Origin of the sequence: Flavobacterium sp. CFBP9031, assembly GCF_034044945.1 — a bacterium.
Classification (GTDB): Bacteria; Bacteroidota; Bacteroidia; order Flavobacteriales; family Flavobacteriaceae; genus Flavobacterium.
This window is the reverse complement of record NZ_JAXCWF010000010.1, coordinates 1-26086: the sequence shown is the minus strand read 5'-3', so window position 1 is coordinate 26086 and position 26086 is coordinate 1. Positions and strand designations below refer to the sequence as shown.

At 33.5% G+C, this 26086-nt stretch carries 26 protein-coding genes; 25 read left to right on the top strand and 1 reads right to left on the bottom strand.

Annotated elements, in window-relative coordinates:
* Window positions 1–118: 118 nt before the first annotated feature.
* The 24 genes from SOM12_RS16750 to SOM12_RS16635 all read left to right on the top strand — a co-directional run bounded on the left by SOM12_RS16750 (window position 119) and on the right by SOM12_RS16635 (window position 23575).
* On the top strand, window positions 119–523 hold the full coding sequence (locus tag SOM12_RS16750) for a hypothetical protein (RefSeq protein ID WP_095930643.1): 405 nt from the start codon (window positions 119–121) through the stop codon (window positions 521–523).
* Window positions 524–1522 (top strand): BtrH N-terminal domain-containing protein, encoded by a 999-nt coding sequence (locus tag SOM12_RS16745; protein ID WP_095930642.1) that lies wholly within the window; start codon window positions 524–526, stop codon window positions 1520–1522. It begins immediately after the preceding gene.
* Between the two features lie 63 nt (window positions 1523–1585).
* Window positions 1586–2284, top strand: coding sequence for an ABC transporter ATP-binding protein (locus tag SOM12_RS16740; RefSeq protein WP_008465897.1), 699 nt, complete (start codon window positions 1586–1588; stop codon window positions 2282–2284).
* Window positions 2274–3557, top strand: a complete 1284-nt coding sequence (locus SOM12_RS16735) for an ABC transporter permease (protein ID WP_172426930.1) — start codon at window positions 2274–2276, stop codon at window positions 3555–3557. Before SOM12_RS16740 ends, SOM12_RS16735 begins: the two co-directional genes overlap by 11 nt.
* Complete coding sequence (locus SOM12_RS16730) at window positions 3532–3981, top strand: acyl-CoA thioesterase (protein WP_111423009.1); 450 nt, start codon at window positions 3532–3534, stop codon at window positions 3979–3981. Before SOM12_RS16735 ends, SOM12_RS16730 begins: the two co-directional genes overlap by 26 nt.
* 20 nt (window positions 3982–4001) lie before the next feature.
* On the top strand, window positions 4002–4718 hold the full coding sequence (locus SOM12_RS16725) for a hypothetical protein (RefSeq protein WP_320494348.1): 717 nt from the start codon (window positions 4002–4004) through the stop codon (window positions 4716–4718).
* Window positions 4715–5854, top strand: a complete 1140-nt coding sequence (locus SOM12_RS16720; protein ID WP_320494347.1) for a beta-ketoacyl-[acyl-carrier-protein] synthase family protein — start codon at window positions 4715–4717, stop codon at window positions 5852–5854. Before SOM12_RS16725 ends, SOM12_RS16720 begins: the two co-directional genes overlap by 4 nt.
* Before the next feature lies 1 nt (window position 5855).
* On the top strand, window positions 5856–6539 hold the full coding sequence (locus tag SOM12_RS16715; RefSeq protein WP_095930638.1) for a hypothetical protein: 684 nt from the start codon (window positions 5856–5858) through the stop codon (window positions 6537–6539).
* Between the two features lie 20 nt (window positions 6540–6559).
* On the top strand, window positions 6560–7177 hold the full coding sequence (locus tag SOM12_RS16710) for a 3-oxoacyl-ACP synthase (protein ID WP_320494346.1): 618 nt from the start codon (window positions 6560–6562) through the stop codon (window positions 7175–7177).
* A 2-nt stretch (window positions 7178–7179) separates the two neighbouring features.
* Entirely contained in the window at window positions 7180–7437 is a 258-nt protein-coding gene (locus SOM12_RS16705; protein WP_095930636.1) for a phosphopantetheine-binding protein, read from the top strand.
* 138 nt (window positions 7438–7575) lie between these two features.
* The gene (locus SOM12_RS16700; RefSeq protein ID WP_320494344.1) at window positions 7576–8775 is read left to right on the top strand and encodes a beta-ketoacyl-[acyl-carrier-protein] synthase family protein; all 1200 of its coding nucleotides are present in this window, start codon (window positions 7576–7578) and stop codon (window positions 8773–8775) included.
* Entirely contained in the window at window positions 8775–9836 is a 1062-nt protein-coding gene (locus SOM12_RS16695) for a beta-ketoacyl synthase N-terminal-like domain-containing protein (protein WP_320494343.1), read from the top strand. Before SOM12_RS16700 ends, SOM12_RS16695 begins: the two co-directional genes overlap by 1 nt.
* A complete protein-coding gene (locus SOM12_RS16690) occupies window positions 9833–10609 on the top strand; it encodes a polysaccharide deacetylase family protein (protein ID WP_095930633.1) in 777 nt (258 codons plus the stop codon). The genes SOM12_RS16695 and SOM12_RS16690 overlap by 4 nt, the downstream gene beginning before the upstream one ends.
* A complete protein-coding gene (locus SOM12_RS16685) occupies window positions 10599–11231 on the top strand; it encodes an outer membrane lipoprotein carrier protein LolA (RefSeq protein WP_320494342.1) in 633 nt (210 codons plus the stop codon). Before SOM12_RS16690 ends, SOM12_RS16685 begins: the two co-directional genes overlap by 11 nt.
* Window positions 11197–11832 (top strand): hypothetical protein, encoded by a 636-nt coding sequence (locus tag SOM12_RS16680; protein ID WP_250834587.1) that lies wholly within the window; start codon window positions 11197–11199, stop codon window positions 11830–11832. The genes SOM12_RS16685 and SOM12_RS16680 overlap by 35 nt, the downstream gene beginning before the upstream one ends.
* Before the next feature lie 37 nt (window positions 11833–11869).
* The gene (locus SOM12_RS16675; RefSeq protein WP_095930630.1) at window positions 11870–12466 is read left to right on the top strand and encodes a porin family protein; all 597 of its coding nucleotides are present in this window, start codon (window positions 11870–11872) and stop codon (window positions 12464–12466) included.
* A 2-nt stretch (window positions 12467–12468) separates the two neighbouring features.
* Complete coding sequence (locus tag SOM12_RS16670; protein ID WP_095930629.1) at window positions 12469–13080, top strand: outer membrane beta-barrel protein; 612 nt, start codon at window positions 12469–12471, stop codon at window positions 13078–13080.
* A 5-nt stretch (window positions 13081–13085) separates the two neighbouring features.
* Window positions 13086–13457, top strand: a complete 372-nt coding sequence (locus SOM12_RS16665) for a 3-hydroxyacyl-ACP dehydratase (protein ID WP_320494340.1) — start codon at window positions 13086–13088, stop codon at window positions 13455–13457.
* A gap of 2 nt (window positions 13458–13459) precedes the next feature.
* Window positions 13460–13945: a hypothetical protein gene (locus SOM12_RS16660; RefSeq protein WP_008465871.1), complete on the top strand. Its 486-nt coding sequence runs from the start codon at window positions 13460–13462 to the stop codon at window positions 13943–13945.
* 16 nt (window positions 13946–13961) lie between these two features.
* The gene (locus SOM12_RS16655) at window positions 13962–15137 is read left to right on the top strand and encodes a DUF2062 domain-containing protein (RefSeq protein ID WP_320494337.1); all 1176 of its coding nucleotides are present in this window, start codon (window positions 13962–13964) and stop codon (window positions 15135–15137) included.
* A 279-nt stretch (window positions 15138–15416) separates the two neighbouring features.
* On the top strand, window positions 15417–19094 hold the full coding sequence (locus SOM12_RS16650) for a 1-acyl-sn-glycerol-3-phosphate acyltransferase (RefSeq protein ID WP_320494335.1): 3678 nt from the start codon (window positions 15417–15419) through the stop codon (window positions 19092–19094).
* Window positions 19091–20608: an NAD(P)/FAD-dependent oxidoreductase gene (locus tag SOM12_RS16645; RefSeq protein ID WP_320494333.1), complete on the top strand. Its 1518-nt coding sequence runs from the start codon at window positions 19091–19093 to the stop codon at window positions 20606–20608. Before SOM12_RS16650 ends, SOM12_RS16645 begins: the two co-directional genes overlap by 4 nt.
* A gap of 7 nt (window positions 20609–20615) precedes the next feature.
* Entirely contained in the window at window positions 20616–22280 is a 1665-nt protein-coding gene (locus SOM12_RS16640; RefSeq protein WP_320494332.1) for a C45 family peptidase, read from the top strand.
* Window positions 22277–23575 carry a phenylacetate--CoA ligase family protein gene (locus SOM12_RS16635; RefSeq protein ID WP_320494331.1) on the top strand — a complete coding sequence of 433 codons (1299 nt, stop codon included), beginning with the start codon at window positions 22277–22279 and terminating at the stop codon, window positions 23573–23575. The genes SOM12_RS16640 and SOM12_RS16635 overlap by 4 nt, the downstream gene beginning before the upstream one ends.
* A 49-nt stretch (window positions 23576–23624) precedes the next feature.
* On the opposite strand, the gene SOM12_RS16630 is transcribed toward SOM12_RS16635, so the two are convergent.
* Window positions 23625–24752: a hypothetical protein gene (locus tag SOM12_RS16630; protein ID WP_320494330.1), complete on the bottom strand. Its 1128-nt coding sequence runs from the start codon at window positions 24750–24752 to the stop codon at window positions 23625–23627.
* Window positions 24753–24949: 197 nt separating this feature from the next.
* On the opposite strand from SOM12_RS16630, the gene dusB reads away from it, so the two are divergent.
* Complete coding sequence (gene dusB / locus SOM12_RS16625; protein WP_095930621.1) at window positions 24950–25942, top strand: tRNA dihydrouridine synthase DusB; 993 nt, start codon at window positions 24950–24952, stop codon at window positions 25940–25942.
* Window positions 25943–26086 lie beyond the last annotated feature (144 nt).

The window sequence follows — 26086 nt, the reverse complement described above, 5'->3', positions numbered from 1 at the left end:
AATGATTTATTTATTTGTAAAGAGAAAAAGCAATCTGGCTTTCGTAAATTTTGGATTTTTAATAATTAGTATATGTATAGTTTTCTATTATATGTTTCTAATAAATTAAATTAGTAATATGGAAAAAGATCAAGTACCTCAGGATCAAAGCAACTTAACTAAGAACAACGTAAAAGAGCTTTTGTACGCAACTGATGAAAACGGCAATTATACCACAACATTAAGTACGGGCTGGGAACCGAAAACAATTGCCCTTTCAAATTCTATTGATGAAATAAACGAGCGTATTGCCGATGCCAAACAACAGGTTTTAAACGGCGAAGCAAGTCCGATTGTGTATTTTATGGAAGTCAATAAAATGGATCTTAACATATTATCAAGTTATGTGGGATTTTGGAAATGGCGCGTAAAAAGACATTTTAAACCAAGTGTTTTTGCCAAACTAAACGATAAAATCCTGAAAAAATATGCTGATACTTTTGGAGTATCAATCGAAGAATTAAAAAACAGCATTACCAAATAAATGGAATTAACTTTCACACATCATCAGTCTGCTCATTGCGAGAATGGAGTAGCGTCAAATCTGCTAAAAAATAGCGGACTAAACATTAGTGAACCGATGGTTTTTGGTATTGGCTCTGGATTATTCTTTGTTTATCTGCCTTTTATAAAAGTGAATCATGCACCAGCAATTAGTTATAGAACTTTGCCAGGACAGATTTTCAATAAAGTTGCCACTCGTTTAAATTTAAAAATAAAAAGACAAAAATTTTCCTCTATTTCAAGTGCCAATAAAGCTTTAGACGAAAATTTAAAAAATAATATTCCAACAGGATTACAAGTTGGCGTTTACAATTTAAGTTATTTCCCAGACGAATATCGTTTTCATTTCAACGCGCACAATTTAGTTGTTTACGGAAAAACCGAAACCGAATATTTAGTGAGCGATCCAGTAATGGAAACCGTTACGACTTTAACTTACGAAGACATGAATAAAGTCCGTTTTGCCAAAGGAGCTTTTGCACCTCGCGGACAAATGTACTATCCGATTCAGATTCCAAAAGAAGTCGATTTAAAAAGCGCCATTATTAAAGGAATCAAAAATACGTGTCGAGATATGCTAGCGCCAATGCCAATTGTTGGTGTTCGCGGCATCAAAATGGTTTCTCGCCAGATTCGTAAATGGCCTAAAAAACATGGCGTTAGAAAAGCCAATCATTACCTGGCGCAAATGGTTCGTATGCAAGAAGAAATTGGAACCGGCGGCGGTGGTTTCCGTTTTATTTATGCCGCATTTTTGCAGGAAGCTTCAGTTATTTTAGCTAACGAAGAACTGAAAGAACTTTCTAAAGAAATGACACAAATTGGAGATTCATGGCGTGATTTTGCTGTTGAAGCTTCAAGAATTTACAAAAACAGAAGTGCTAAAGAAGACGCCTACAACACTATTGCCGATGAACTTTTGGACATTGCCAATAGAGAAGAAATCTTTTTCAAAAAACTAAAAAAAGCGATCAGCTAAAATCATATTTTGCAATCTATCATTCAAATAGAATCCCTTTCGAAAAAGTACAAAAATGCAGAAATGTATTCTTTGAACAACGTTTCGCTAAATATAAATGAAGGTCAGATTTTTGGTTTACTTGGCCCAAACGGTGCCGGAAAAACAACCTTAATCTCGATGCTCTGCGGATTGGTAAAACCAACTTCTGGACATTTTACAATTGATGGTTTAGACTATCAGCACCACGCTTCAAAAATTAAAAAAATCATAGGCGTTGTTCCACAAGAATATGCTTTGTATCCGACTTTGACCGCCAGAGAAAATCTGCTCTATTTTGGAAGTATGTACGGTTTAAAAGGTTCTGATTTAAAAGATAAAGTAATCGAAACTCTGGATCTTTTAGGTTTATTGAAATTTGCCGATAAACAAGTTCAGACTTTCTCAGGCGGAATGAAACGTCGTGTCAATCTGATTGCAGGAATTCTTCATAATCCGAAAGTTTTGTTTTTGGATGAACCAACAGTTGGTGTCGACGTGCATTCTAAAACTGCCATTATTGATTATTTGAAAGTGTTGAACCAAAACGGAACAACTATTATTTATACCTCGCATCATTTGGCTGAAGCCGAAGATTTCTGTTCGCAAATCGCGATTTTAGATCAAGGACAGATTTACGCACAAGCAACTCCCTCGGCATTAATTGAATCTACAAAAGACGCTCGAAATCTCGAAGATGTTTTTATTTCATTAACTGGTAAAGCGTTGAGAGATGATATATAAAATTTGGATGTCGGTAGTAAAAGAATTCCTTTTGCTAAAAAGAGATTTGGGCGGATTGATTATTTTATTTATCATGCCTTTGGTTCTGGTAATTGCTGTAACCTTAATTCAAGACAGCACTTTTAAAGCCGTAACCGATTCTAAACTTCAGATTCTTTTGGTCGATCAAGACAAAGGATCTGTTTCTAAAACCGTTTTTGAAAATTTAGAAAAAAGCAAATATTTTACCGTTGTAACCCAACTTGACAATAAACCGATTACCGAAGAAATTGCCAAAGAAAATGTGTACAAAGGAAAATTTCAACTGGCAATTGTAATTCCAGAAAACCTAAGTTCTGATTTGCAGGAAAAAGTAAATCAGAATGTAGAAAAAATCGTCAGCAATTTAGGCTTGACTGACAGCACTTCAGCTGCCGAACCTCAGCGCGTTATTAAAGAAAAAGAAGTAAAACTGTATTTCGATCCAGCGGTACAAATGAGTTTCAAAAATGCCGTAATGAGTTCGATAGACAAAATGATTTCGCAGATTGAAACCAAATCGATTTACAGCACTTTTCAAAAACAGTTAGGAGAAGAAACAATCGATTTTGAGCAAAAAAACTTTATTACTTTCAAAGAAATAATTCCGAGAATAAACAACAAAGAAGTTCGTCCGAATTCCGTTCAACACAACGTTCCTGCTTGGACTCTTTTTGCGATCTTTTTTATCGTGATTCCGTTATCTATCAATATTGTAAAAGAAAAATCACAAGGAACTTTTGTTCGATTAAGAACCAATCCGGTTTCTAATCTGGTTGTGATTATCGGGAAAACCATCACCTACTCGATCATTTGTATGATTCAGTTTTATATGATGGTTGCCGTTGCCGTATTCTTATTCCCGTCCATCGGATTGCCTTCTTTAAATATTGAAGGTCATTTCTTGCTGACAAGTGTTGTCGCATTATTTTCAGGTTTTGCAGCAATCGGATTCGGAATTTTATTAGGAACTGTGGCAAGCACTCAAGAACAATCTGCTCCTTTTGGCGCGACAAGTGTGATTATTTTAGCGGCGATTGGCGGTGTTTGGGTTCCTGTTTTTGCAATGCCAAAAATCATGCAATATATCGCAAAATCATCTCCAATGAACTGGGGATTAGAAGCTTTTTATGATGTATTGCTTAGAAACGTTTCTTTCGTTGAAATCATACCAAGAATAAGTTTATTATTTTTGTTTTTCATTATTACCACTTCCATCGCATTATTTTATGATAAAAAGAAAAGAGCAGTTTAAAGAAGCTACAGATCTAACCGTTTCGCACGAAATCAGGATTCGTTTTAACGAAACAGATCCGCTTGGAATTGTTTGGCACGGCAATTATATCACGTATTTTGAAGATGGACGCGAAGCGTTTGGACGCCAGCACGGACTTACATATTTAGATATTGCCAAAACGGGTTACACCACGCCAATTGTAAAATCAACTTGCGAACACAAATTATCTTTGCGTTACGGAGATGTGGTAACGATAGAAACAACAGTTGTTGACACTCCCGCAGCCAAAATGATCTACCGTTTTAAAATTATTGATGACAAAGGAGAAGTGGCCTGTACTGGCGAAACCACTCAGGTTTTTTTAGATGCAGCAGGAAATTTGATGCTGACGAATCCGCCTTTTTATGAAGAATGGAAACGAAAAGTGGGATTATTGAAATAAAATATTTTTACCAAAACATTATGAAACCAGCCTTCAAATTTATTTCCTTAATCTTACTTCTATGTTTTATTAGCTGTAACAAAAACAACGTTGAAGATTCAACATTATATTATGGCAACAACAATTATTACATTCCTGCTTTAATAATAAACACAGACAAAGTTTTAGATAATGCAGAAATAGAAAAACTGATAAAAGGATATTACAAAGATGATCGCAGAATAGAAGGCAAAATTAAGGCCATCTTAAGATACGACGAGAAGCCTTATAAAATTGTATATAGTGATAAAAAAATACTAGAAGGAAATATCGAAATTAATATTTTAAACTTTGATAAAGTCAAAAAAGAATTTGATGAGAAAATTGCAAAATTTAAATCTAAAAAAAGTTCGACTTCTCTAAAGGATCATAATGTTTATGGATATTATTTTAATCTTGGCAGCTGCGCACATTTGTCATATATAGATGATTTATACATTATTTCAAAAGATAAAAAGGAAACTTATTTTTTAACTTCTATATACAAAAATGAAGTATCAAGAAGTGATACCATTATTAGAAAGGGAAATAACTTTGAAAAAAATTATTTAGTTTGGCATGGGTTCGATGAGCCCCAAACAAAATCAAAAGAAATTTTATACGAAACTAAAGATAAAGATATTATCGCGAAAGACCTTAATTATATGAGTGAAAGCGAAGAAAAATATGTTTATTTTTATTTTAAACTTGATAAATGATAAGAGAAATATACATTACAGAAACGAATTGTATCACGCCTTTAGGTTTTAATGTTGAATCTAATATCAGCGCTATTCTTCGTGGTGATTCTGGCATTCAGTCTCATAACGATGTTTCTTTGATGCCGAATCCGTTTTATGCTTCGATTATTTCTGATGAAAAAATAAACAGTGCATTTTCAAAAATTAGTACTGAGACAAAATATTCTCGTTTAGAGAAAATGATGATTTTGGCTTTAGAGCCGATTATCAAAAAATCAAACGTAGAGCTAAATTCAAAAACCGCTTTTATACTTTCTACCACAAAAGGAAATGTAACCGCTCTAGCAAATGATTCTGAAGAAAGTTTTAACAATGCACATTTAGATGTTTTAGCTAAAAACGTTGCCGATTTCTTTGGGTTTCAAACACAACCAATTGTAGTTTCAAATGCTTGCGTTTCTGGAATTTTGGCGGTTTCTGTTGCCAAAAGAATGATTCAATCAGAACTTTATGACAACATTTTTGTGGTCGCTGGCGACGAAGTTTCAGAATTTGTTTTATCTGGTTTTAATGCATTTCAGGCAATGAGCGACCAACCTTGTAAACCGTATTCTAAAAACAGAACCGGCGTAAGTTTAGGCGAAGCGACAGCAGCAGTTTTAATTTCGGCGGAAGCTAAAAAAGCTAAAATAAAAGTTATCGGAGACAGTTCGATAAACGATGCGAATCATATTTCGGGTCCTTCAAGAACGGGTGAAGGTTTGTTCAGAAGTATTCAGAATGCTTTAAAAGAAGCACAAATTGAGGCGAACAAATTAGATTATATCTCAGCCCACGGAACCGCAACGCCTTATAACGACGAAATGGAAGCGATTGCTCTAACTCGTTTAGATTTACAAAATGTTCCCGTTAATAGTTTAAAAGGATTTTACGGTCATACACTTGGCGCTTCGGGATTATTGGAAACGGTAATTGCGATAGAATCTGCTAATCAAAATAAACTTTTTGAATCGAAAGGTTTTGATGAAATTGGAGTTAGTGAAGCTATCAATGTTATTGAGAAAAATGAAGAAAAGAAAATTGAATATTTCCTGAAAACGGCTTCTGGATTTGGAGGTTGTAATACGGCTGTGGTTTTTGAGAAAGTGAAATAATATGAAACTATCAAAACTCATATTTATAACTCTAGTTCTTCTTTCAACTTTTGGATGTAAGAAGAAAGAAGTGCCTGAATCTGAATTTGAAAAAGAGGTTTTAAATAGTGTTTTTGTCGAAATTGTAGATTCTATTTATATGGATCGAAGAATGATGCTTGGACCACCACCTCCATTATTTAGTTCTAAAACAAATAAAATAGATACCACAGGACATGCTGCAGAATTAAAGAAATATTTACAGTATAAAGACAGCATAAAAAACATTAAAAAAAGAATCTTATTAGGCGTATATGATCGTGTTGGAAAGATTAGTTCTTTCGAAACAGAAATGATTTCTAAAGAAGTTAATCTTTCAAACTTTACTTATGACACTTTAAAAGAAGGCGAAGAATTTAAATTTGATTTAAAACCTTTTAAGAATAATAAAAAGTTTCGTTTTGAAAATACTTCCAAATATCTTCATGAAAAAGAATGGAACTTAAATGATAAAAGTAATTCTTTGATACCTGTTGGAACTATTTTTATATCTAGAATTCAATTTGACAAAACAAAAAAATCAGGAATTTTATCAGCTGGTGCTTCATGTGGTGGTGGAAAATGCGGAAGAGGTTTTCTTGTTTTAATTGAAAATAAGGCAGGGAAATGGAAAGTAAATAAAATTATTCATCTTTGGGATTCATAACTTGAATTCGTTATTAAAAAATGACTCAATACAAAACCTACATACAATCCTATATCACCATTCAAAACAACGAAATTGTTTTGAACGGAACTTCTGTATTCAAAATTGAACCAACCGATTTTGCTGATTTCTCGAAACAAGCGTATCGTAATTTTGAAATGCAGTATCCAAAGTTTTTCAAAATGGATGCTTTGAGCAAACTGGCTTTTTTAGGATCAGAATTGCTTTTGAGTCCGATAACTTCGGCTGAGCAAGAAAACAATATTGCTTTGGTTTTAGCCAATAAATCCTCCAGTTTAGATACCGATGTAAAATATCAGGAATCGATTTCAGACAAAGAAAACTATTTTCCAAGTCCGGCGGTTTTTGTTTACACGCTGCCAAATATTTGTCTGGGCGAAATAAGTATCCGCCATCAGCTTAAAAGTGAGAATTCTTTCTTTATATTTGATGCTTTCAATTCAGAGTTTTTGTGGAACTATTCGGAGATTTTGTTAAACACAAATAAAGCTGATTCTGTTTTATGTGGCTGGGTAGAATTTTTTAATGACAATTATAAAGCTTTTCTTTGCCTTATCAACAAGGAAGAAAACGAGAAATATACAAACGAAACTATCAATACATTATATAATAAATAATCATGGAAGCATTAAAAGAAGAATTAAAAAATAAAATCATTACTACTTTAAACCTTGAAGATATCACAATCGCAGACATTGCTGATAACGATCCTTTGTTTGGAGACGGTTTAGGTTTAGACTCGATTGATGCACTTGAATTGATCGTGATTTTAGATAAAGATTACGGAATTAAATTAGTAGATCCGAAAGAAGGGAAATCTATTTTCCAGTCTATCGAAACTATGGCGGCGTATATCAGCGCAAATAGAACTAAATAGATTTCAGATTTTAGACTTTAGATTTTAGATTCCATCCTGAATCTAAAATTTTAAATGTTTAAAAATCCGTCAACGTTGTCAAAGTTTAAAACTTTGACAAAGTTCTAAGAATCTAAAATCATAAATCTAAAATCTAAAATGGCAAGAGGTGTTGCAATAACGGGAATGGGAATTATCTCTGCGATTGGTAATTCGGTTGAGGAAAATTATATTTCGCTGACCGAAAACAAAATCGGTATTTCTCGTATTCAAAATATTTCGACTGTTCACGCAGATGTTATCAAAGTTGGTGAGATCAAAAAAACCAACGAAGATCTTGTTGATGAACTGAAATTAAATGAAAATAATAATTTCTCCAGAACCGCTATGATTGGCACTTTGGCAGCAAAACAAGCTGTTGAAAATGCTGGCATTACCGATATAAATGAATTTAGAACGGGACTTATTTCGGCGACAAGTGTAGGCGGAATGGACATGACGGAAAGACATTATTACGATTATTTCGAAAAACCAGAATTGATCAAGTACATTACTTGCCACGATGGCGGCGATGTTGCCGAAAAAATTGCTGAAGAATTAGGTTTAAAAGGAATGGTAACAACCATAAGTACCGCTTGTTCGTCTGCAGCCAATTCGATTATGTTGGGTGCAAGATTGATCAAAACGGGAAAATTAGATCGCGTAATTGTGGGCGGTGCCGATGCTTTGGCAAAATTCACCATCAACGGATTTAAAACTTTGATGATTTTATCTGACGATTACAACAAACCTTTTGACAACACCAGAAAAGGATTGAATCTTGGAGAAGCCGCCGCATTTTTAGTTTTAGAATCAGATGAAATTGTAGAAAAACAAAACAAAAAAGTGCTAGCAAGAGTTTCAGGTTACGGAAATGCCAATGATGCTTTTCACCAAACTGCTTCTTCAGAAAATGGAGACGGCGCTTATTTGGCCATGAAAAAAGCATTTGACATTTCGGGTTTAAAACCTTCTGAAATTGATTACATCAATGTTCATGGGACAGCAACGCCAAACAACGATTTATCTGAAGGAAGAGCTTTACTTCGAATTTATGAAAACGAAAAAGTTCCAGACTTCAGTTCTACAAAACCTTTCACAGGTCATACATTAGCGGCCGCGGCTGCGATTGAAGCCGTTTACAGTGTTTTGGCAATTCAGAATAATGTGGTTTACCCCAATTTGAATTTTGAAGTTCCGATGGAAGAATTTGATTTGACACCTCAGACATCCTTAAAAAATAAAAATATCGAACACGTTTTATCCAACTCTTTTGGTTTTGGAGGAAATTGTTCAACCCTTATATTTTCAAAAAGCTAATGAAGAAGACCTATATAAATGGAGTAGGCTGTATTTCGACTCAAAAAACATTTGATACTGTTTTTTTGGAAGAAGCTGTTGTGAATCATGACGAAAATGTACTGGCAATTGTTCCGCCAGCATACAAAGAATATATTTCGCCTGCTGCCAGCCGACGTATGGCAAAAGGTGTGAAAAACGGAATCGTAGCTTCGGCTTTGGCCATGAAAGATGCTAATATTGAAAATGTCGATGCGATTATTACTGGAACTGGTTTAGGTTGTATCGAAGATTCTGAAAAATTCCTGAAAAGTATTTTAGATAATAACGAAGAGTTTTTAACTCCGACTTCTTTCATTCAGTCTACTCACAATACAGTTGGAGCGCAGATTGCACTTTTACAGCAATGTAAAGGTTATAATTTTACTTACGTGAATGGCGCAGTCTCTTTTGAGTCGGCTCTTATTGATGCCAAAATGCAGATTGAAGAAGCAGAAGCCAATTCAATTTTAGTGGGCGGTGTTGACGAAAATGGCGATTACACTACTTCTCTTTTTAAACTAAATGGTCGCATTAAAGCAGATGATACTTCTCCGTATGATGTTTTAAATTCTACAACGAGCGGTGCTGTGTATGGTGAAGGCGCCAATTTTTTTGTTTTAGAAAACGAAAGAAAAGAAAACACTTATGCCGAACTTCTAGATGTTTCTATTGTAAATACGCTGGAAGAAAATGAAGTTGAAGCAGCAGTTATTTCGTTCTTAAAATCAAATCATTTACAAATTTCAGATGTAGATGCTCTTGTTTTAGGTTTTGATGGAAATGCTGATTTTGAGAATTATTATAGAAATCTTGCCGAAAATTCGTTTGCTCAAACTCCTATTTTATATTACAAACATTTGAGCGGAGAATACGATACGGCTTCAGCTTTTGCTTTTTGGATGGCTTCTAAAATTTTGAAAACTCAGGAAATCCCTGAAATTACAAAAGTAAATGCTGTTGAAAAATCAGAGTACAAAACGATTTTATTATACAATCAATTAAACGGAAAAAACCATAGTTTTACGCTGCTGTCAAAATGATAACGCACAAAAACATATCGCTGTTTTTTATCTTTTTATTGCTTTTATTGTTTCTCCTGAATCTGTATAACGCAATTCATTTTCTGTGGTTTATTGTTATAATTCTCGTTTGGATCGGAATAAATGCTTTTGGATCTGCACGAATTTCTTCCAATTATCATGTAAAAGCTTTTTGCAGTAATCCGTTAGAAATCGAAAAAAAAATTGCACTCACTTTTGATGATGGTCCAAGTATTTACACTTTGGAAGTTTTGGAACTTTTGAAAAAATACAATGCTAAAGCGACTTTTTTCTGCATTGGAAACAACATCGAAACGCATCCTGAAATTCTCCAGAAAGTAATTGACGATGGTCATTTAGTTGGAAATCATTCTTATTCACATTCTAAGTTTTTTGATTTTTATAATGCTAAAAAAATAACCGAAGAACTTCAGAAAACAGACGCGCTTCTGGAAAAATTCACTTCCAAAAAAATAAACTTCTTTCGTCCGCCCTATGGAGTTACGACACCTTCGATTAGAAGAGCTTTAGAAGTAACCGGACATAAAACAATAGGCTGGAATATTCGTTCGCTTGACGGAGGAACCCAAAATCAGGAATTAATTTTCAATCGGTTAATTCAACATATTTCTCCCGGTGGAATTGTACTTTTGCATGATACAGGCAAACATTCGGTTTTGGTACTGGAACAGTTTTTGCAATTTTTACAGCAAAATAATTATCAAGTCATTTCGATCGAAGAACTTTTGAATCTTAAAGCTTATGCAAACTAAAATATATCTTTTCTTATTTTTAATTATCAGCGGTTTCCATTTATCGGCGCAGGAACAAAAAATGACCGATGCCGAAATTGCTTCTTTTAAACAAGACGTAAATGTGGTGGCCAAAAAAATCAAGACTTTGACTACTGATTTTGTTCAGTATAAACATTTAGATTTTTTATCAAAAGACATTGAAACTTCAGGAAAAATGATTTTTAAAGAACCTGCTTTACTTCAATGGCAATATAAAAAACCGTACAATTATAGCATTACTTTCAAAAACGCAAAAATCCTGATTAACGATGAAGGAAAGAAAAGCGCGGTTGATATTGGAAACAGTAAAATCTTTGCCCGAATCAATAAATTGATTGTGGGAAGCGTAAGTGGCAATATGTTTGACGATAAGGAATTTACAATTTCGTATTTTAAATTGAAAGGTCAGAATCTAGCGAAATTTATTCCGAAAGATGCGACGCTTAAAAAATACATCAAACAAATTGAACTGACTTTTGACAAAGAAGAAGCGACTGTTGTTCAGGTAAAATTGTTAGAATCATCTGAAGATTATACCCGAATTGTACTTAAAAATAAAGTGATCAATGCAAAAATCGACGATTCAGTTTTTACTAATTAATTGCTTTCTGGCAATTGTATTAATTTCTTGTGGCTCGGTCACAAAAAATTATACGTCCAAAAAATTAGACAAAACGTCTTATACGGTTCCGTATTTTTCAGACTCAAAAACCGATTATGTTTATAAAACCAACATTAGTGTTTACGGAAATGAATTGTCTGGAATTTTTATTGCCAAGAAAATAAATGACACCACACACCGAATTGTTTTTACAACCGAATTCGGAAACAAATTAATGGATTTCGAAATTTCAGAAACCGATTTTAAAGTCAATTCTATCGTTTCAGAATTGGATCGAAAAATATTGATCAATACTTTAAAAGAAGATTTCCGATTGCTTTTAAAGAAAGAATATTCGATTCAGGAACAATTCGAAAACGAATCGGATGACATTTACAAATCGGCAGATGGCAAACGCGACAATTACATTTTTATCTCCAAAAAAGATCAGAAATTAGAAAAGATCGTCCATGCTTCTCAAACAAAAGAAAAATTTACACTGCTTTTCAGTTCAGAAAACAATATTTTTGCCGAAAGGATTCAGATAATCCATCAGAATATAAAATTGAAAATCGAACTGAATTATTTCAAATCAGAATAAAAACTTAAACTAATCCTAAACTTAAACCAAGCCCAAAATGAGAAAATTTGTTTTAATTGCATTTGTTTTATTAATCGGAATACAAGCAGAAGCTCAAGTAAAAGTTAGTCCAGGACTAAGAGGTGGTTTGAATGTATCAACATTAACGAATATTGATGATAATAGCTCTAAAACTGATTTCTATGTTGGTGGATTGGTAAATATTAAATTCAATAAATTTTTCTCGGTTCAACCAGAGATAAATTATTCTAGACAAGGTGATGAAGGAAGATATTTTGAAAACGGCCGTTATTATTCTGAAAAGTATGAGTTGAATTATATAACACTGGGAGCGGTTGCAAAATTTAACTTTGGAGGTGGAGGTTTTCATCTATTGGCAGGACCATCATTAGATTTAAAAGTTAGTGATAATTATATAAATACTAACCCTGAAGATTTTGATCTTGCATTTGTTGGAGGTCTTGGTTATACTTTGCCAAATGGTTTAACTTTTGAAGCTCGACTTAAACAAGGATTAATTGATATTTATGGTTATAACGGATATGATTATGACAATAATGGATATTACTATAATGATGTAATCTTAAATCAAGTTTTCCAAATCGGAATTAGTTATACGTTTAAAACAAAATAAAAATGAATAAAAGAATATTCTTCTTTATTGCTGTTTTTTTCTCGCTTTTAAATATACAAGCCCAAGTATCGGTTAAACCAGGTTTAAGAGCTGGATTTAGTTTTTCTACTATTTCTGAAATGCACGCCGATTATAAAACTGATTTTTATGCTGGTGGTTTTACAGAAATTAAGATAACAAGAATTTATTCCCTTCAGCCTGAAATTAATTACAGCAGACAAGGTTCTAATAATGTTGCGCGAAATTATTTTGATGAAAATACACAGACCAATAAAGTAGAACATTTAGATCTGGACATCAACTATTTGTCTCTTTCTATGATAAATAAGTTTACGCTGCCACAAGGAATTCAGTTTCAAGCAGGACCAACATTAGATATTTTATTGAATGATAATCTTGCGGTTAGAAAAGCACAAAATGATCTTGGTTTGGTTTTAGGAGTTGCTTATGCCCTGCCTTCAGGTTTGACATTTGAAGCTCGATTTAAGAAAGGACTGCTGGATGTTTTAAGTAGCGATTATTATCAAAATGATTCCAATAACCATTATTTATTTGGAGATTATAACACAAATATTAATTTTCAGTTAGGAGTTTCCTATTCATTTGGAAAATAAAAAATATGATTTTACAAGATTTTTATAAAATACTATCAGAAGAAAAAGTATCTGATTCAAAATATACGATTACAATTTTAGTCAACGAAAAACACGAGGTTTTTAAAGGACATTTCCCTGGAAATCCAATTATGCCTGGTGTTTGTATGATTCAGATTATCAAAGAACTTACAGAATCTATTACCAAAAGTTCGCTGATGATCCAGTCTTTGGCAAATGTAAAATTCATGGCGCTGATTAATCCAGAGGTTGCTCCGGAACTGCGATTGGAGCTTGATGTTACAACTACTGAAGACGGTTTAGTAAAAGTGAAAAACACGACTTACTTTAACGACACAACAGCTCTTAAATTGAGTAATGTGTACAAAAAAATATAATTATGAAACTATTATTGACATTCCTTTTATGGGTTAGTTTTGCTGGAACGCCAGATTTGGCTTCGATCCGCAAAATGTATGCTGATGTAGCAAAATCAGAAAGCAATGCCAAAGATTTTGTCGCAAAACTTTCTGGAGTTTCAAATAACGATGATAAAATTTTAGTGGCTTACAAAGCAGCTTCAATTTTAGTAGATTCTAAATTTGAAAAGAAATTAAGGCAAAAAATGGACCGTTTTAAAGAAGGTGCAAAATTGCTTGAAGCAACGATAAAAAGTGATCCAAGTAATATTGAAATGCGAATGATCCGATTAAGCGTTCAGCAAGATGTTCCTGCTATTACGGGTTATAAGAAAAATATCAAAGAAGATAAAAAATTCATCACAACGTATTATGCATCACAAGGTGCCGCTTTGAAAGATTATCTTAAAGACTTTGTTTTACAATCTGAAAGTTTCTCTGAAAAAGAGAAGCAATTTGTAAAGTAAGCTCAAAAAACTCTCCATGAAATCACAGCAAGAATTACTCAGTTCGACTAACTTTTGCGTTATTGTACCCACTTACAATAACCAAAAAACGCTGAAAAAAGTATTGGATTCTATTTTAGATTTCACCACAAATGTCATTATTGTCAATGACGGTTCTACCGATTCAACTGCCGAAATTCTAAAATCATATTCGCAACTGACTCAAATTCATCATCCTAAAAATTTAGGAAAGGGACGAGCGCTAAGAAACGGATTTAGAAAAGCGCTTGAATTGGATTTTGAATATGCCATTACAATCGATTCTGACGGACAGCATTTTGCTGCGGATATTCCGGTTTTCTTAGAAGCAATTCAAGATGAGCCAAACGCTCTTTTGATTGGAAGCCGTAATATGACTCAGGAAAATGTTCCGAAGAAAAGCAGTTTTGGAAACAAATTTTCTAATTTCTGGTTCAAGTTTGAAACCGGAATTAAGCTAGACGATACACAATCTGGATTTAGATTGTATCCACTTCGATTACTGCCAAAACGTTTTTATACCAATAAATTCGAATTTGAAATCGAAGTTATCGTGCGTGCGGCTTGGAAAGGAATTGCAGTAAAAAATATTCCGATTCAAGTTTTGTATGATCCTACCGAAAGGGTTTCGCATTTTCGTCCGTTTCAAGATTTTACCCGAATCAGTATTTTAAATACCGTTTTGGTGACCAATGCATTGCTGTATATAAAGCCGAGAGATTTTTTTAGAAGAGCAAAAAAAAAAGGTTTTAAAAAATTCTTTCTCGAAGATATTTTAGAAAGCAACGATTCTAATTTTAAAAAATCGGCAGCCATTGCTTTAGGTATTTTTATCGGACTTTCTCCTTTTTGGGGATTTCAAACCATTCTGCTTTTTACTTTTGCGGCCTTGTTCCGACTCAACAAAGTCATTGCTTATCTTACTTCAAATGTAAGTTTTCCGCCTTTTATTCCGTTTATTATTTATGCTTCGCTTCAAGTTGGAAGTGTTTTCGTGACAAGCGATGCGCCACTGATTTTAGACAGTTCAATTACTCTTGATGATATTCAAAAAAATGCTACACAATATATCGTAGGAAGTCTTATTTTAGCAACCGTTTCAGCACTATCAGTTGGTTTTATAAGTTATTTGCTTTTAACGGCTTTTAGTTCTAAAAACAAACCGAATATTTAAGTTAAGTTTGCCACAGATTAAAAGGATTTACACAGATTTTTACATCCAGTTTGTCAGGCTGAGCGAAGTCGAAGCCCACGTCCAATTGGAACGCCCTTCGACTTCGCTCAGGGTGACAAACTAAAGCTAACCCTTTTAATCGGCAGCAAAAAAACAAAACAAATTTATGCCCATTTTCAAATAAGAATTCGTGAAAATTAGTGAAATTAGTGGCAAACCAACATAGATTAAAATCTTTTTAATCCTTTTAATCTGTGGCAAAAAAAATAATAAATAACCATGCATCAATATTTCTACGCCATTCATTTGTTTGTAAACCGAAGAAAATCTCTTTCGGTGCTATTGGCTATTATGATGCTTCTCGTTTTCGGGTTTTTCGCTTCAAGATTAAAATTTGAAGAAGACATTACCAAACTTATCCCAACAAACGACAAAACCGATGTTACGGCAAAAGTCTTAAAACAATTAAACTTTGCCGATAAAACTACCGTAATTTTCAGTTTGGATAAAAATGGTTCTACGGATGATCTGAAAGAAATGGCAACTGTATTTTCAGACAGCGTTTCTAAATCTTGTAAACCATTTATAACAGGAATTCAAGGAAAAATAGACGAAGAAAACATTCAGGAAACGATTGATTTTGTTTACAATAATCTGCCTCTTTTTCTAGATGACAAAGATTATGATGTTATAGAAAAGAAACTTCAAAAAGACAGTATTGCAACAACAGTTCAGGGAAATTATAAATCGATTATTTCTCCGTCTGGATTTATAACTAAAGATTTTATTCTTCAAGATCCGTTTGGGATTTCTTTTATCGCTTTAAAAAAATTACAGCAATTAAATATTGGCGATGATTTTACGCTCGAAAATGGTTTTGTAATGACAAAAGATAAAAAGAAATTACTGCTTTTTATCACCTCCAATATTCCGTCGAGCGAAACAGAAAAGAATACCATTTTTGCTGAAAAATTGAAATCGATTCAGGAAAATCTAAATACCCAATTTAAAGGAAAAACTTCGATCAGTTATTTTGGTTCTGCTTTAATTGCCGTTGCCAATGCCAATCAGATTAAGGGAGATATTATTCTAACAACATCAATTGCGATGTTCACTTTAATGCTGATTCTGATTTTATTTTATAGAAAAGTATTAATTCCGCTAATTATTTTCCTACCGACTGTTTTTGGCGGTTTGTTTGCTGTGGCATTTTTATATTTCGTTAGAGAACAAATCTCAGCAATTTCATTAGGAATCGGTTCTATTTTATTGGGAATCACGATTGATTATTCTATTCATATTCTTACGCATTACAAACATAATAGCGATGTAAAAACATTGTACAAAGACATTACAATGCCTGTTATTATGAGCAGTTCTACAACTGCGGTTGCTTTTTTATGTCTGCTTTTTGTAAAATCGGATGCGTTAAACGATCTCGGAATTTTCGCTGCTGTTATCGTTATGGCTTCAGCTATTTTCTCTCTTTTGATTATTCCTCATTTATATAAACCAAAAGAAAATCCGGCAGATCATAAAAAGAATGTGATTGATAAAATGGCTCATTTTTCTTTTCACAACAATAAAATCTTAATTGGACTTTGTGTTATCATTACTATTATTTGCTGTTTTACTTATAATGATGTGGGTTTCAATAACGATTTATCGCAGCTGAATTTTATTCCGAAAGAAATCAAAGCTGCCGAAAAACAGTTGGAAGAAAGCACGAGTTTAACTTCCAAAACTATTTATGTTGCTTCTTACGGAAAAACGATGGAAGAAGCTTTACAGCATAATAGCAAACTTTTTGATGATTTATCTAAGGAAAAAAAACAAGATAAAATTTTAAATTTCAGCTCCGTTGGTGGAATTGTACTTTCGCAACAAGCTCAAATTGAAAAAATCAAGAAATGGAATTCGTTTTGGACTTCACAGAAAAAACAATTTGTAAAATCTGAATTAATTGCCGAAGGTTCTAAGCTTGGCTTTAAACCAACAACATACAATCTGTTTTTTGATCATTTAGATTTTAATTTCAAACCTGTTTCTGCAGCTGAATTTCTAAAAATTAAAGCACTTCAATTACAAGAATTTATAACCGAAAAAAATGGTTTTTATACTATTTCAACTTTAGTAAAAGTTGCTCCAGAACAGCGAGATGCTTTTGTAAAATCGGCTTCAGCAAAAGAAAACGTAATTGCGATTGATCGTCAGCAGATGAATGAAACGTTTTTCAGCACTTTAAAAACTGATTTTAATTCTCTTGTAAATTATTCATTTGTAGCGGTAATTTTGATTCTGTTTTTCTTTTTCCGAAGAATCGAATTGGTCATTATCAGCTGTATTCCAATTGCTTTAACCGGAATTGTAACGGCAGGAATTATGGGGCTTTTTGGCATTCAAATGAACATTTTCAGTATGATTGTCTGCACTTTGATTTTTGGTCACGGAGTCGATTTTAGTATTTTCATGACCAGTGCCTTGCAAAAAGAATATACTAATGGAGTTAACGAAATTGCCATTTACAGAACCTCAATTATTCTGGCCGTTATCACGACAATCTTAGGAATTGGTGCCATGATTTTTGCCAAACATCCTGCGCTTACTTCCATTTCACTAGTTTCATTAATCGGGGTTTTTGCAGCACTGATTATAACGTTTATCTTCTATCCGATTTTATTCAAACTGTTTTTATCAAATCGTCCTAAAAAAGGAAATCCACCTTTTCAATTGCGAACTTTTGTTCATGGTGTAATTTCTTTTGCGTATTATGGTTTGGGCGGAATTGTAATGTCGGTTTTCAGTTTTACTATAATGCCAATTTTGCCTTTTAGTAAAAAATCAAAAATGAAAGCTTTCCGATATGTGATTTCAAAATTCATGAAATCGGTATTGTATTCGAATCCGTTTATTCGCAAAAAAGTCGTTAATAATTTCAATGAAACTTTTGAGAAACCAGCCGTGATTATTGCCAATCATTCTTCGTTTCTAGACATTTTAGCAATCGGAATGCTGAGTCCAAAAATCATTTTCTTGGTGAGCGACTGGGTTTACAACTCTCCTATTTTTGGCGGTGTTGTGAGAAAAGCAGGTTTTTATCCCGTTTCCGAAGGTTTGGAAGGCGGTGTTGAACATTTACGCAAAAAAGTAGAACAAGGTTATTCTTTAATGGTTTTTCCAGAAGGAACACGTTCAGAAAATAATGTGGTGAAACGATTCCACAAAGGCGCATTTTTCCTTGCCGAAGAATTTAAAATTGACATTATTCCGGTTGTTATTCATGGTGCTTCAGAGTTGATTCCGAAAGGCGATTTTGTCATTCACCACGGAAAATTGACCGTTACTATTTTAGAAAGAATTGCTCCAGATGATTTTTCTTTTGGAACTAATTATACTGAAAGAACTAAACAAATAAGTACTTTCTTTAAAGCCGAATATCGCAAAATAAGACAAGAACTTGAAGGTCCAGATTATTTCAAAACAATGCTAATCAACAGTTACGGCTATAAAGAAATCGAGGTTGGAAATAGCGTGAAAAAAGATTTGAAACAGAATCTGGAAGTTTATTATAATTTAAACAAACACATTACACCAAAAGCAAAAATCCTTCATTTAGAAAATGATTACGGGCAATTGGATGTTTTGCTCGCTTTGCAAGAACCACAGCGAAAAATAGTTTCTTTTATAAATGATGAAGAAAAATTGCTGGTGGCCAAAACGAATTATATCGTTACAAAGAGAAAAATAGTTTATCTCGACAAACTTGAATCGGCACTTGAAAATCATTTGGATGTACTTTTAATTTCTGATGAAAGTTATAACGTTGAAATCGAAAAAGTAATTTCGAATGTTGCATTTATAATTTTAATCAATTGTTCTCGTTTGAAAAATCAATTTGAGAATTTTGAAATTGTTTCTGAAGAAAATGCTTTGCTAGTTTTAAAGAAAAAAGAATGAAAAAACAGTACGATGTAGTCATAATTGGCAGCGGTTTAGGCGGATTGGTTTCTGCGGTAATTCTGGCGAAAGAAGGCTACAGCGTTTGTGTACTTGAAAAAAACAATCAATATGGTGGAAATCTTCAGACTTTTGTAAGAGATAAAACCATTTTTGATACGGGAATTCATTACATCGGAGGTTTGGGCGAAGGCCAGAATCTTCATCAATATTTCAAATATATTGGAATAATGGATCATTTGAATCTAAAAAAACTAGACGAAAATTGTTTTGATATTATTTCTTTTGATGACGATCAAACCGAATATCCGCATGCGCAAGGTTTCGAAAATTTCATTCAGCAACTGACGACTTACTTTCCTGAAGAAAAAGAAAATCTCGAACAATATTGCCAGAAAATAAAAACGGTCTGCAAAGCATTTCCGCTTTACAATCTCGAATCGGAAGGAAAATACGATGATGAAATTGTAGCGCTTAACGCGAAAGAAACCATCGATTCGTTTACTCAAAATGAAAAACTAAAAGCCGTCTTGGCAGGATCTAATTTTCTATATGCCGGAATTCCCGATAAATCGCCTTTTTACGTTCATGCGCTTGTAGTCAACTCGTATATCGAAAGTTCATGGCGATGTGTAAATGGCGGAAGCCAGATTACCAAACAATTGCTGAAACAATTAAAAAAATATGGCGGTGAGTTTTTCAAACATAAAGAAGTCACCAAAATCGAAGTCGAAAATCAAAAGGTAAATTCGGTACAAATGAAAGACGGAACCGAGGTTTCGGGAACGTATTTTATTTCTAATATAGAACCTAAAACGACTTTGAAAATGGCGGGTCAGGAAAACTTTAGAAAACCGTTTTTCAATAGAATTCAAAATCTTGAAAGTGTACTTTCTGCTTTCAGTTTGTATATCGTTTTTAAACCCAAAACTTTCAAATACATCAATCATAATTATTACCATTTTAAAAGTGCAGATGATGTTTGGACCGCTTATGATTACGACGAAAATTCATGGCCCAAAACTTTTATGGCATCTATGAATCCGTCGAAAAAAGACGAAGAATGGGCAGACGGAATGACGTTTTTAACGTACATGAAATATGATGATCTCAAAGCTTGGGAAAACACTTTCAACACCACTTTTGAAGAAAATGATCGAGGAGAAAGTTATGAGGAATTCAAAACCAAAAAAGCAGCTAAATTTTTAGAAGAAATCGAGAAAAAATTTCCTGGAATAAACGAATGTATTAAATCGGTTCATACTTCTACTCCACTTTCCTATCGCGATTATATTGGCGGAGATTGCGGAAATATGTACGGATATGTTAAAGATTCAAATAATCCGATGAAAACTATGATTCCGACTAAAACTAAGGTAGAAAATCTTTATCTTACAGGCCAAAGTATTAACATGCACGGTGTCTTGGGAGTTACGGTTGGAGCGGTCATAACCTGTTCTGAAATTGTAGGAAAAGAATATCTGCTGGGAAAAATTAAAAAAGCATCTGAATAATTGAATCATGAAAAGCCGAATTTTTTATTTCTTCCTTATCGGTTTTTTAAGCTTGATGACTTCCTGCGGTACTTCAAAATCAAAAAAACATATACCAGATATCACTGCTTTTAATTCGACAAAACCTGTTGTTGAAAAAATATCAGACAGTATTTTTCTCTCTGGAAAAAATTCACTTTTAAAAAACAAACAAGGTCTTTGGGAATTATACGTAGAAGGAGATCCGCTAGAAATTGGGCTTTCGACTGGCGCGCTGACTGATTCTCTTTTGCACAAACAGCAGCGTATTTTTTTCTCGAAAATAACCGATTTAATTCCGTCAAAATTCCAGCAGAAAATGCTTCGTCAGTTTTTAAAATGGTATAATCGAAAATTATACTTAAATGTTCCTGACGAATATCAAACCGAAATTTATGGCGTTTCGCAATATACTTCGAATGACTTTGATAATATCGCACCGCAATATCAGCGCAGTTTGTACTTACATGCCGCTCATGATATTGGACACGCGTTACAAGATTTAGCTTTAGTGGGCTGTTCTTCTTTTGCGGCTTGGAACGAAAAATCGGAAGATGGAAATTTAATTCTGGCGCGAAATTTTGATTTTTATGTCAATGACGCTTTCGCGGAAAATAAAATTGCGGCCTTTATCAAACCAAAAGAAGGATATCCGTTTATGATGGTAACCTGGCCAGGAATGATCGGAGCGGTTTCTGGAATGAATTATGAAGGATTGACTGTAACCATAAATGCTTCCAAATCTAAAATTCCGCTTAGTGCGAAAACTCCGATTTCGATCTTGACCCGCGAAATTTTGCAACATGCGAAAAATCTGGACGAAGCCATTGCTATTGCAAAAAAAAGAAAAGTCTTTGTTTCTGAATCGATTATGGTTGGAAGTGCCAATGATAACAAAGCCATTTTAATTGAAGTTTCGCCAAATAAAATGGATGTTTATGATGTTCCAAACAGCGATCAATTAATTTGTTCAAATCATTTTCAGGGTGACGCTTTTGCAAACGATAAACGAAATCTAGAACAAATTGCCAACAGCCATTCTGAATACCGTTATGAAAGAATGCAGGAATTGCTGTCTGAAAATCCGAAAGTAAATCCTGAGATTGCTTCTGAAATTCTTCGAGACAAAGAAGGCTTAAAAAATATTTCTTTAGGTTATGGAAATGAAAAAGCCTTGAACCAACTGTTGGCACATCACGGAATTATCTTTAAACCAAAAGAAAAATTAGTTTGGGTTTCGGCAAATCCGTTTCAATTGGGTGAATTTGTCTGTTATGATTTAAATCTGATTTTTGGTGAAAACCATAATGCAGCAAAATCTTTTCAAAAAGAAAATCTCAATATTGCCAAAGATCCTTTCTTGGAAACCACCGCTTTTCAGAGTTTTAAAAAATTTAAAATTGAAGATCATAAAATAGATTCTATTTTAGAAAAGAAAAAAAACGTTTCTCCCGAGTTTCTTCAGAATTATCAAGCGTTAAACCCTAATTATTGGGTTGTATATTATAAGGCAGGATTGTACTTTTACCAAAAAAAGGAATTTCTTCAGGCAAAGCTTAATTTTGAAAAAGCTTTAAGTCATGAAATCACTACAGTTCCTCAAAAAGAAGAGATTGAAAAATATTTAAAAAAAGTCAAAAGAAAATTACAATGATTCCAGCAATAGAAAAAGATTCTTTAGAAGAGATTAAAATTTTTCAAGAAAAAAAATTAGCCGAACTTTTATCTTATATCAGTGAGAATTCTCCTTTTTATAAAAGACTTTTTGCAGGACAGAATATTGATATTTCGAAAGTAAAAACGCTGGAAGATTTACAACATTTACCTGTTACAACCAAAGAAGATTTACAGCAATACAATGATGATTTTTTGTGTGTTCCGCAGCATAAAATTATTGATTATGCTTCAACATCAGGAACTTTAGGCGATCCCGTTACTTTCGGTCTAACCGATTCTGACTTAGATCGATTGGCTTATAATGAAGCGATTTCATTTGCCTGCGCTGGAATTGCAGAAGGCGATGTGGTACAGTTAATGACCACCATTGATAGAAAATTTATGGCTGGTTTGGCTTATTTTCTAGGACTTCGAAAACTGAAAGTGGGCGTAATTCGTGTTGGCGCTGGAATTCCAGAAATGCAGTGGGATTCTATTTTAAAATACAATCCGTCTTATTTGATTACGGTTCCTTCTTTCCTTTTAAAATTAATCGAATATGCTGAAATGCACGGAATCGATTATAACAATTCGAGCATAAAAGGTGCCATCTGCATTGGAGAATCTTTGAGAGAACAGGATTTTTCAATGAATATTCTATCGAAAAAAATCACCGATAAATGGAATATCAAGTTGTTTTCGACTTATGCTTCTACGGAAATGAGTACCGCTTTTACAGAATGTGAACACGGAAGAGGCGGACATCATCATCCAGAATTGATCATTGTTGAAGTTTTAGACGAAAACAATCAGCCAGTAAAAAATGGGGAAACCGGCGAATTGACTTTTACTACTTTAGGAATTGAAGCGATGCCTTTACTGCGTTTTAAAACGGGAGACATGGTTCAGTTTCACGACGAGCCTTGCGCTTGCGGAAGAAATACTTTACGTGTTGGTCCCGTTGTTGGCCGTAAAAAACAAATGATTAAATATAAAGGCACAACGCTTTATCCGCCAGCGATGAACGATGTTTTGAGCAGTTTTGACAATATCGAAAATCATTTGATTGAAATTTCAACTAATGATTTAGGTACTGATGAAATCTTGATTAAAATTGCGGTAAAAAATCAAAGCCCAGAATTTTTACAAGAAATAAAAGATCACTTTAGAGCCAAATTGAGAGTGACTCCAAAAATAGAATTTGCTTCAAAAGAAGTTTTAAATCCGTTGGTTTTTAATCCAATGAGCCGAAAACCAATTCGATTTTTTGATTACAGAAAAACTTCTGTTTAAGAAATATAAAAAAAGCCTAGTTTATTCAAACTAGGCTTTTTCTTTTTATTTAATAAGCTTCTTCTAACACACCAGTCGATTGAACTACTTGTGGTGCAGTTGAAAATGACTGGCCGTTGGCATCAACCACTCTTACGTATAAATTATAATAAGTAGATTTAATTGATGTTTTTGTCAATAAATATAACTCTGAACCTGTTCCAATTTGCAAGTAAAATGAATCTGGATCTTGTTGACGTTTAATCCACCAATAATAAGAATAAGGAGCGGTTCCTCCTGAAGCTGTTGCAGACCAAGATCCCATTGATGTTTTTGTTACATAAGTTGAACCTGTAAAACTTGCAGTGGGAATAGGTTCCGGAGTTCCTGTTAAATTAATTGTAACTTTTTTTGTTGCCTCTTTTTCAAATGAAACGCCATTAATTTTACCTCTTTGATGTTTTGCTTTTAATGTAAATGTATATGCCTTACTTGGAGCTTCACCTTTAAATTCAAAACTGCAACTAGATCCATTTCCAATCATTCGCAAATATTTATAATCAGCTGGGTCTGCATCCCAAGCATATTGAACATCTAAAATGCTTGTTGCATTATGTATTGCAGAAATTGTAAATGGCACTTTTCTAGTTGGGTTGGTTTCGTAAGGATTTAAAGCTAGATTTAAAGCATAGGTTCTATAATAGTGTGTACCTGCTAAATAAACATCATTGATACAGTTTTGAAATACTTCATTAGCTCCTTGTTTAGAATATACAATGTTATCGCCTTCTACAATAATTGCAGAATGGTCGACTCCAATAAAATTACGATTTTTATAATCCGTTAAATTATTCCAATAAATAACTTTTGTGGCGTTGCTGCTGCTATCTTCTACAAATATTCCATTTTGAATAAACCTAGTATAAACATCTCCTGGCAAATCTATTTTTTCTTTTGTTTCTAGATATTTTTCACTTAAAACAAATGAAAGTCCATGACAGTTATATAAATTATCTTCTGGTCCAACTTTCACTTTAGCAAAAGAACAGTTTTCTTGTGTTGATGTTTTTCTTGTACTTGCGATATTTGATACTGTGGCTGTTTCTGCAAGATTTTCATTTTTTAAAATATTTTCCTCAGAACAAGAAACAAATGTCAAAACAATGAATGATATTATCAGAAATTTTAATTTTTTCATGGGATTAATGTGGTATTTTGGGTTAATAACATAATCATCAAATATATATAAATTTAAGATAAATCCTATTTTATTAAATTATTTTTTGTGAACCAATACTTACAATATAAACTTTGAACCTTTGTCTCTCTGAACCTTTGAACCTCAATTTGGCACAAATTGAACTAAAAGTTGTAATTTTGCAAAAAATTACGAAGATGGTCAAGATTGGCAACATAGAATTACCTGAATTTCCTTTATTACTAGCTCCGATGGAAGATGTTAGTGATCCGCCGTTTCGCAGGTTATGCAAAACGCATGGAGCGGACATGATGTACTCTGAATTTATTTCGTCGGAAGGATTAATTCGTGACGCTATAAAAAGCCGCATGAAGCTGGATATTTTTGATTACGAACGTCCTGTTGGAATACAGATTTTTGGTGGTGATGAAGAAGCGATGGAAATGTCGTCTAAAATTGTTTCTACTGTAAAACCAGATTTAGTGGATATCAATTTTGGTTGTCCAGTAAAAAAAGTAGTTTGTCGTGGTGCTGGAGCAGGAGTTTTAAAAGATGTTGATTTGATGGTGCGTTTAACGAAAGCGGTTATCAAAGGAACTGATTTACCTGTTACAGTAAAAACGCGTTTAGGCTGGGATGAAAGCTCAATTAATATTGATGAAGTTGCAGAAAGGCTTCAGGATATTGGTGTTCAAGCTTTAACAATCCACGCAAGAACTCGTGCTCAAATGTACAAAGGTCATTCTGACTGGTCGCATATTGCACGAGTAAAAAACAACCCAAGAATTACAATGCCAATTTTCGGAAACGGTGATATCGACAGTCCGGAAAAAGCATTAAAATATAAAAACGAATACGGAATTGACGGAATCATGATTGGCCGTGCAGCAATTGGTTATCCGTGGATTTTTAACGAAATCAAACACTATTTCAAAACTGGCGAGCACTTACCTGCTCCAACGGTTATTGATCGTGTTGAAGCTGCAAGAAACCACTTAAAATGGTCTATGGATTGGAAAGGCGAGCGTTTAGGAATTGTAGAAATGCGTCGTCATTATACAAACTATTTCAAAGGAATTCATTCCTTCAAAGAATTCAAACAAAAATTAGTTACAACTGATGCTCCCGAAGATTTATTCGCGATTATGAAAGAAATTGAAGAGGTTTACGCGGGATATGAGTTTGTTTAAAAATCTCCATTCTCAATCTTTGTCGAGCTTCTCGTGGAGATTTCTCCTTCGTCGAAATTGTAAAGGTTAGATATTTCGGTAACAAAATTTACCTTTAATAAATTTTGTTGCGATGAGAAATAACAGTCATGATTCAACACTAGA

What these genes read in the sequence shown, in the direction of transcription:
- SOM12_RS16710 (WP_320494346.1), top strand. Translation starts at nt 6,560, where the DNA reads ATGACTCAATACAAAACCTACATACAATCCTATATCACCATTCAAAAC.
- SOM12_RS16645 (WP_320494333.1), top strand. Translation starts at nt 19,091, where the DNA reads ATGAAAAAACAGTACGATGTAGTCATAATTGGCAGCGGTTTAGGCGGA.
- SOM12_RS16640 (WP_320494332.1), top strand. Translation starts at nt 20,616, where the DNA reads ATGAAAAGCCGAATTTTTTATTTCTTCCTTATCGGTTTTTTAAGCTTG.
- SOM12_RS16670 (WP_095930629.1), top strand. Translation starts at nt 12,469, where the DNA reads ATGAATAAAAGAATATTCTTCTTTATTGCTGTTTTTTTCTCGCTTTTA.
- SOM12_RS16700 (WP_320494344.1), top strand. Translation starts at nt 7,576, where the DNA reads ATGGCAAGAGGTGTTGCAATAACGGGAATGGGAATTATCTCTGCGATT.
- SOM12_RS16735 (WP_172426930.1), top strand. Translation starts at nt 2,274, where the DNA reads ATGATATATAAAATTTGGATGTCGGTAGTAAAAGAATTCCTTTTGCTA.
- SOM12_RS16740 (WP_008465897.1), top strand. Translation starts at nt 1,586, where the DNA reads ATGTATTCTTTGAACAACGTTTCGCTAAATATAAATGAAGGTCAGATT.
- SOM12_RS16665 (WP_320494340.1), top strand. Translation starts at nt 13,086, where the DNA reads ATGATTTTACAAGATTTTTATAAAATACTATCAGAAGAAAAAGTATCT.
- SOM12_RS16635 (WP_320494331.1), top strand. Translation starts at nt 22,277, where the DNA reads ATGATTCCAGCAATAGAAAAAGATTCTTTAGAAGAGATTAAAATTTTT.
- SOM12_RS16720 (WP_320494347.1), top strand. Translation starts at nt 4,715, where the DNA reads ATGATAAGAGAAATATACATTACAGAAACGAATTGTATCACGCCTTTA.
- SOM12_RS16650 (WP_320494335.1), top strand. Translation starts at nt 15,417, where the DNA reads ATGCATCAATATTTCTACGCCATTCATTTGTTTGTAAACCGAAGAAAA.
- SOM12_RS16675 (WP_095930630.1), top strand. Translation starts at nt 11,870, where the DNA reads ATGAGAAAATTTGTTTTAATTGCATTTGTTTTATTAATCGGAATACAA.
- SOM12_RS16730 (WP_111423009.1), top strand. Translation starts at nt 3,532, where the DNA reads ATGATAAAAAGAAAAGAGCAGTTTAAAGAAGCTACAGATCTAACCGTT.
- SOM12_RS16680 (WP_250834587.1), top strand. Translation starts at nt 11,197, where the DNA reads ATGCAAAAATCGACGATTCAGTTTTTACTAATTAATTGCTTTCTGGCA.
- SOM12_RS16695 (WP_320494343.1), top strand. Translation starts at nt 8,775, where the DNA reads ATGAAGAAGACCTATATAAATGGAGTAGGCTGTATTTCGACTCAAAAA.
- SOM12_RS16750 (WP_095930643.1), top strand. Translation starts at nt 119, where the DNA reads ATGGAAAAAGATCAAGTACCTCAGGATCAAAGCAACTTAACTAAGAAC.
- SOM12_RS16705 (WP_095930636.1), top strand. Translation starts at nt 7,180, where the DNA reads ATGGAAGCATTAAAAGAAGAATTAAAAAATAAAATCATTACTACTTTA.
- SOM12_RS16660 (WP_008465871.1), top strand. Translation starts at nt 13,460, where the DNA reads ATGAAACTATTATTGACATTCCTTTTATGGGTTAGTTTTGCTGGAACG.
- SOM12_RS16630 (WP_320494330.1), bottom strand. Translation starts at nt 24,752, where the DNA reads ATGAAAAAATTAAAATTTCTGATAATATCATTCATTGTTTTGACATTT.
- SOM12_RS16655 (WP_320494337.1), top strand. Translation starts at nt 13,962, where the DNA reads ATGAAATCACAGCAAGAATTACTCAGTTCGACTAACTTTTGCGTTATT.
- dusB (WP_095930621.1), top strand. Translation starts at nt 24,950, where the DNA reads ATGGTCAAGATTGGCAACATAGAATTACCTGAATTTCCTTTATTACTA.
- SOM12_RS16715 (WP_095930638.1), top strand. Translation starts at nt 5,856, where the DNA reads ATGAAACTATCAAAACTCATATTTATAACTCTAGTTCTTCTTTCAACT.
- SOM12_RS16690 (WP_095930633.1), top strand. Translation starts at nt 9,833, where the DNA reads ATGATAACGCACAAAAACATATCGCTGTTTTTTATCTTTTTATTGCTT.
- SOM12_RS16745 (WP_095930642.1), top strand. Translation starts at nt 524, where the DNA reads ATGGAATTAACTTTCACACATCATCAGTCTGCTCATTGCGAGAATGGA.
- SOM12_RS16725 (WP_320494348.1), top strand. Translation starts at nt 4,002, where the DNA reads ATGAAACCAGCCTTCAAATTTATTTCCTTAATCTTACTTCTATGTTTT.
- SOM12_RS16685 (WP_320494342.1), top strand. Translation starts at nt 10,599, where the DNA reads ATGCAAACTAAAATATATCTTTTCTTATTTTTAATTATCAGCGGTTTC.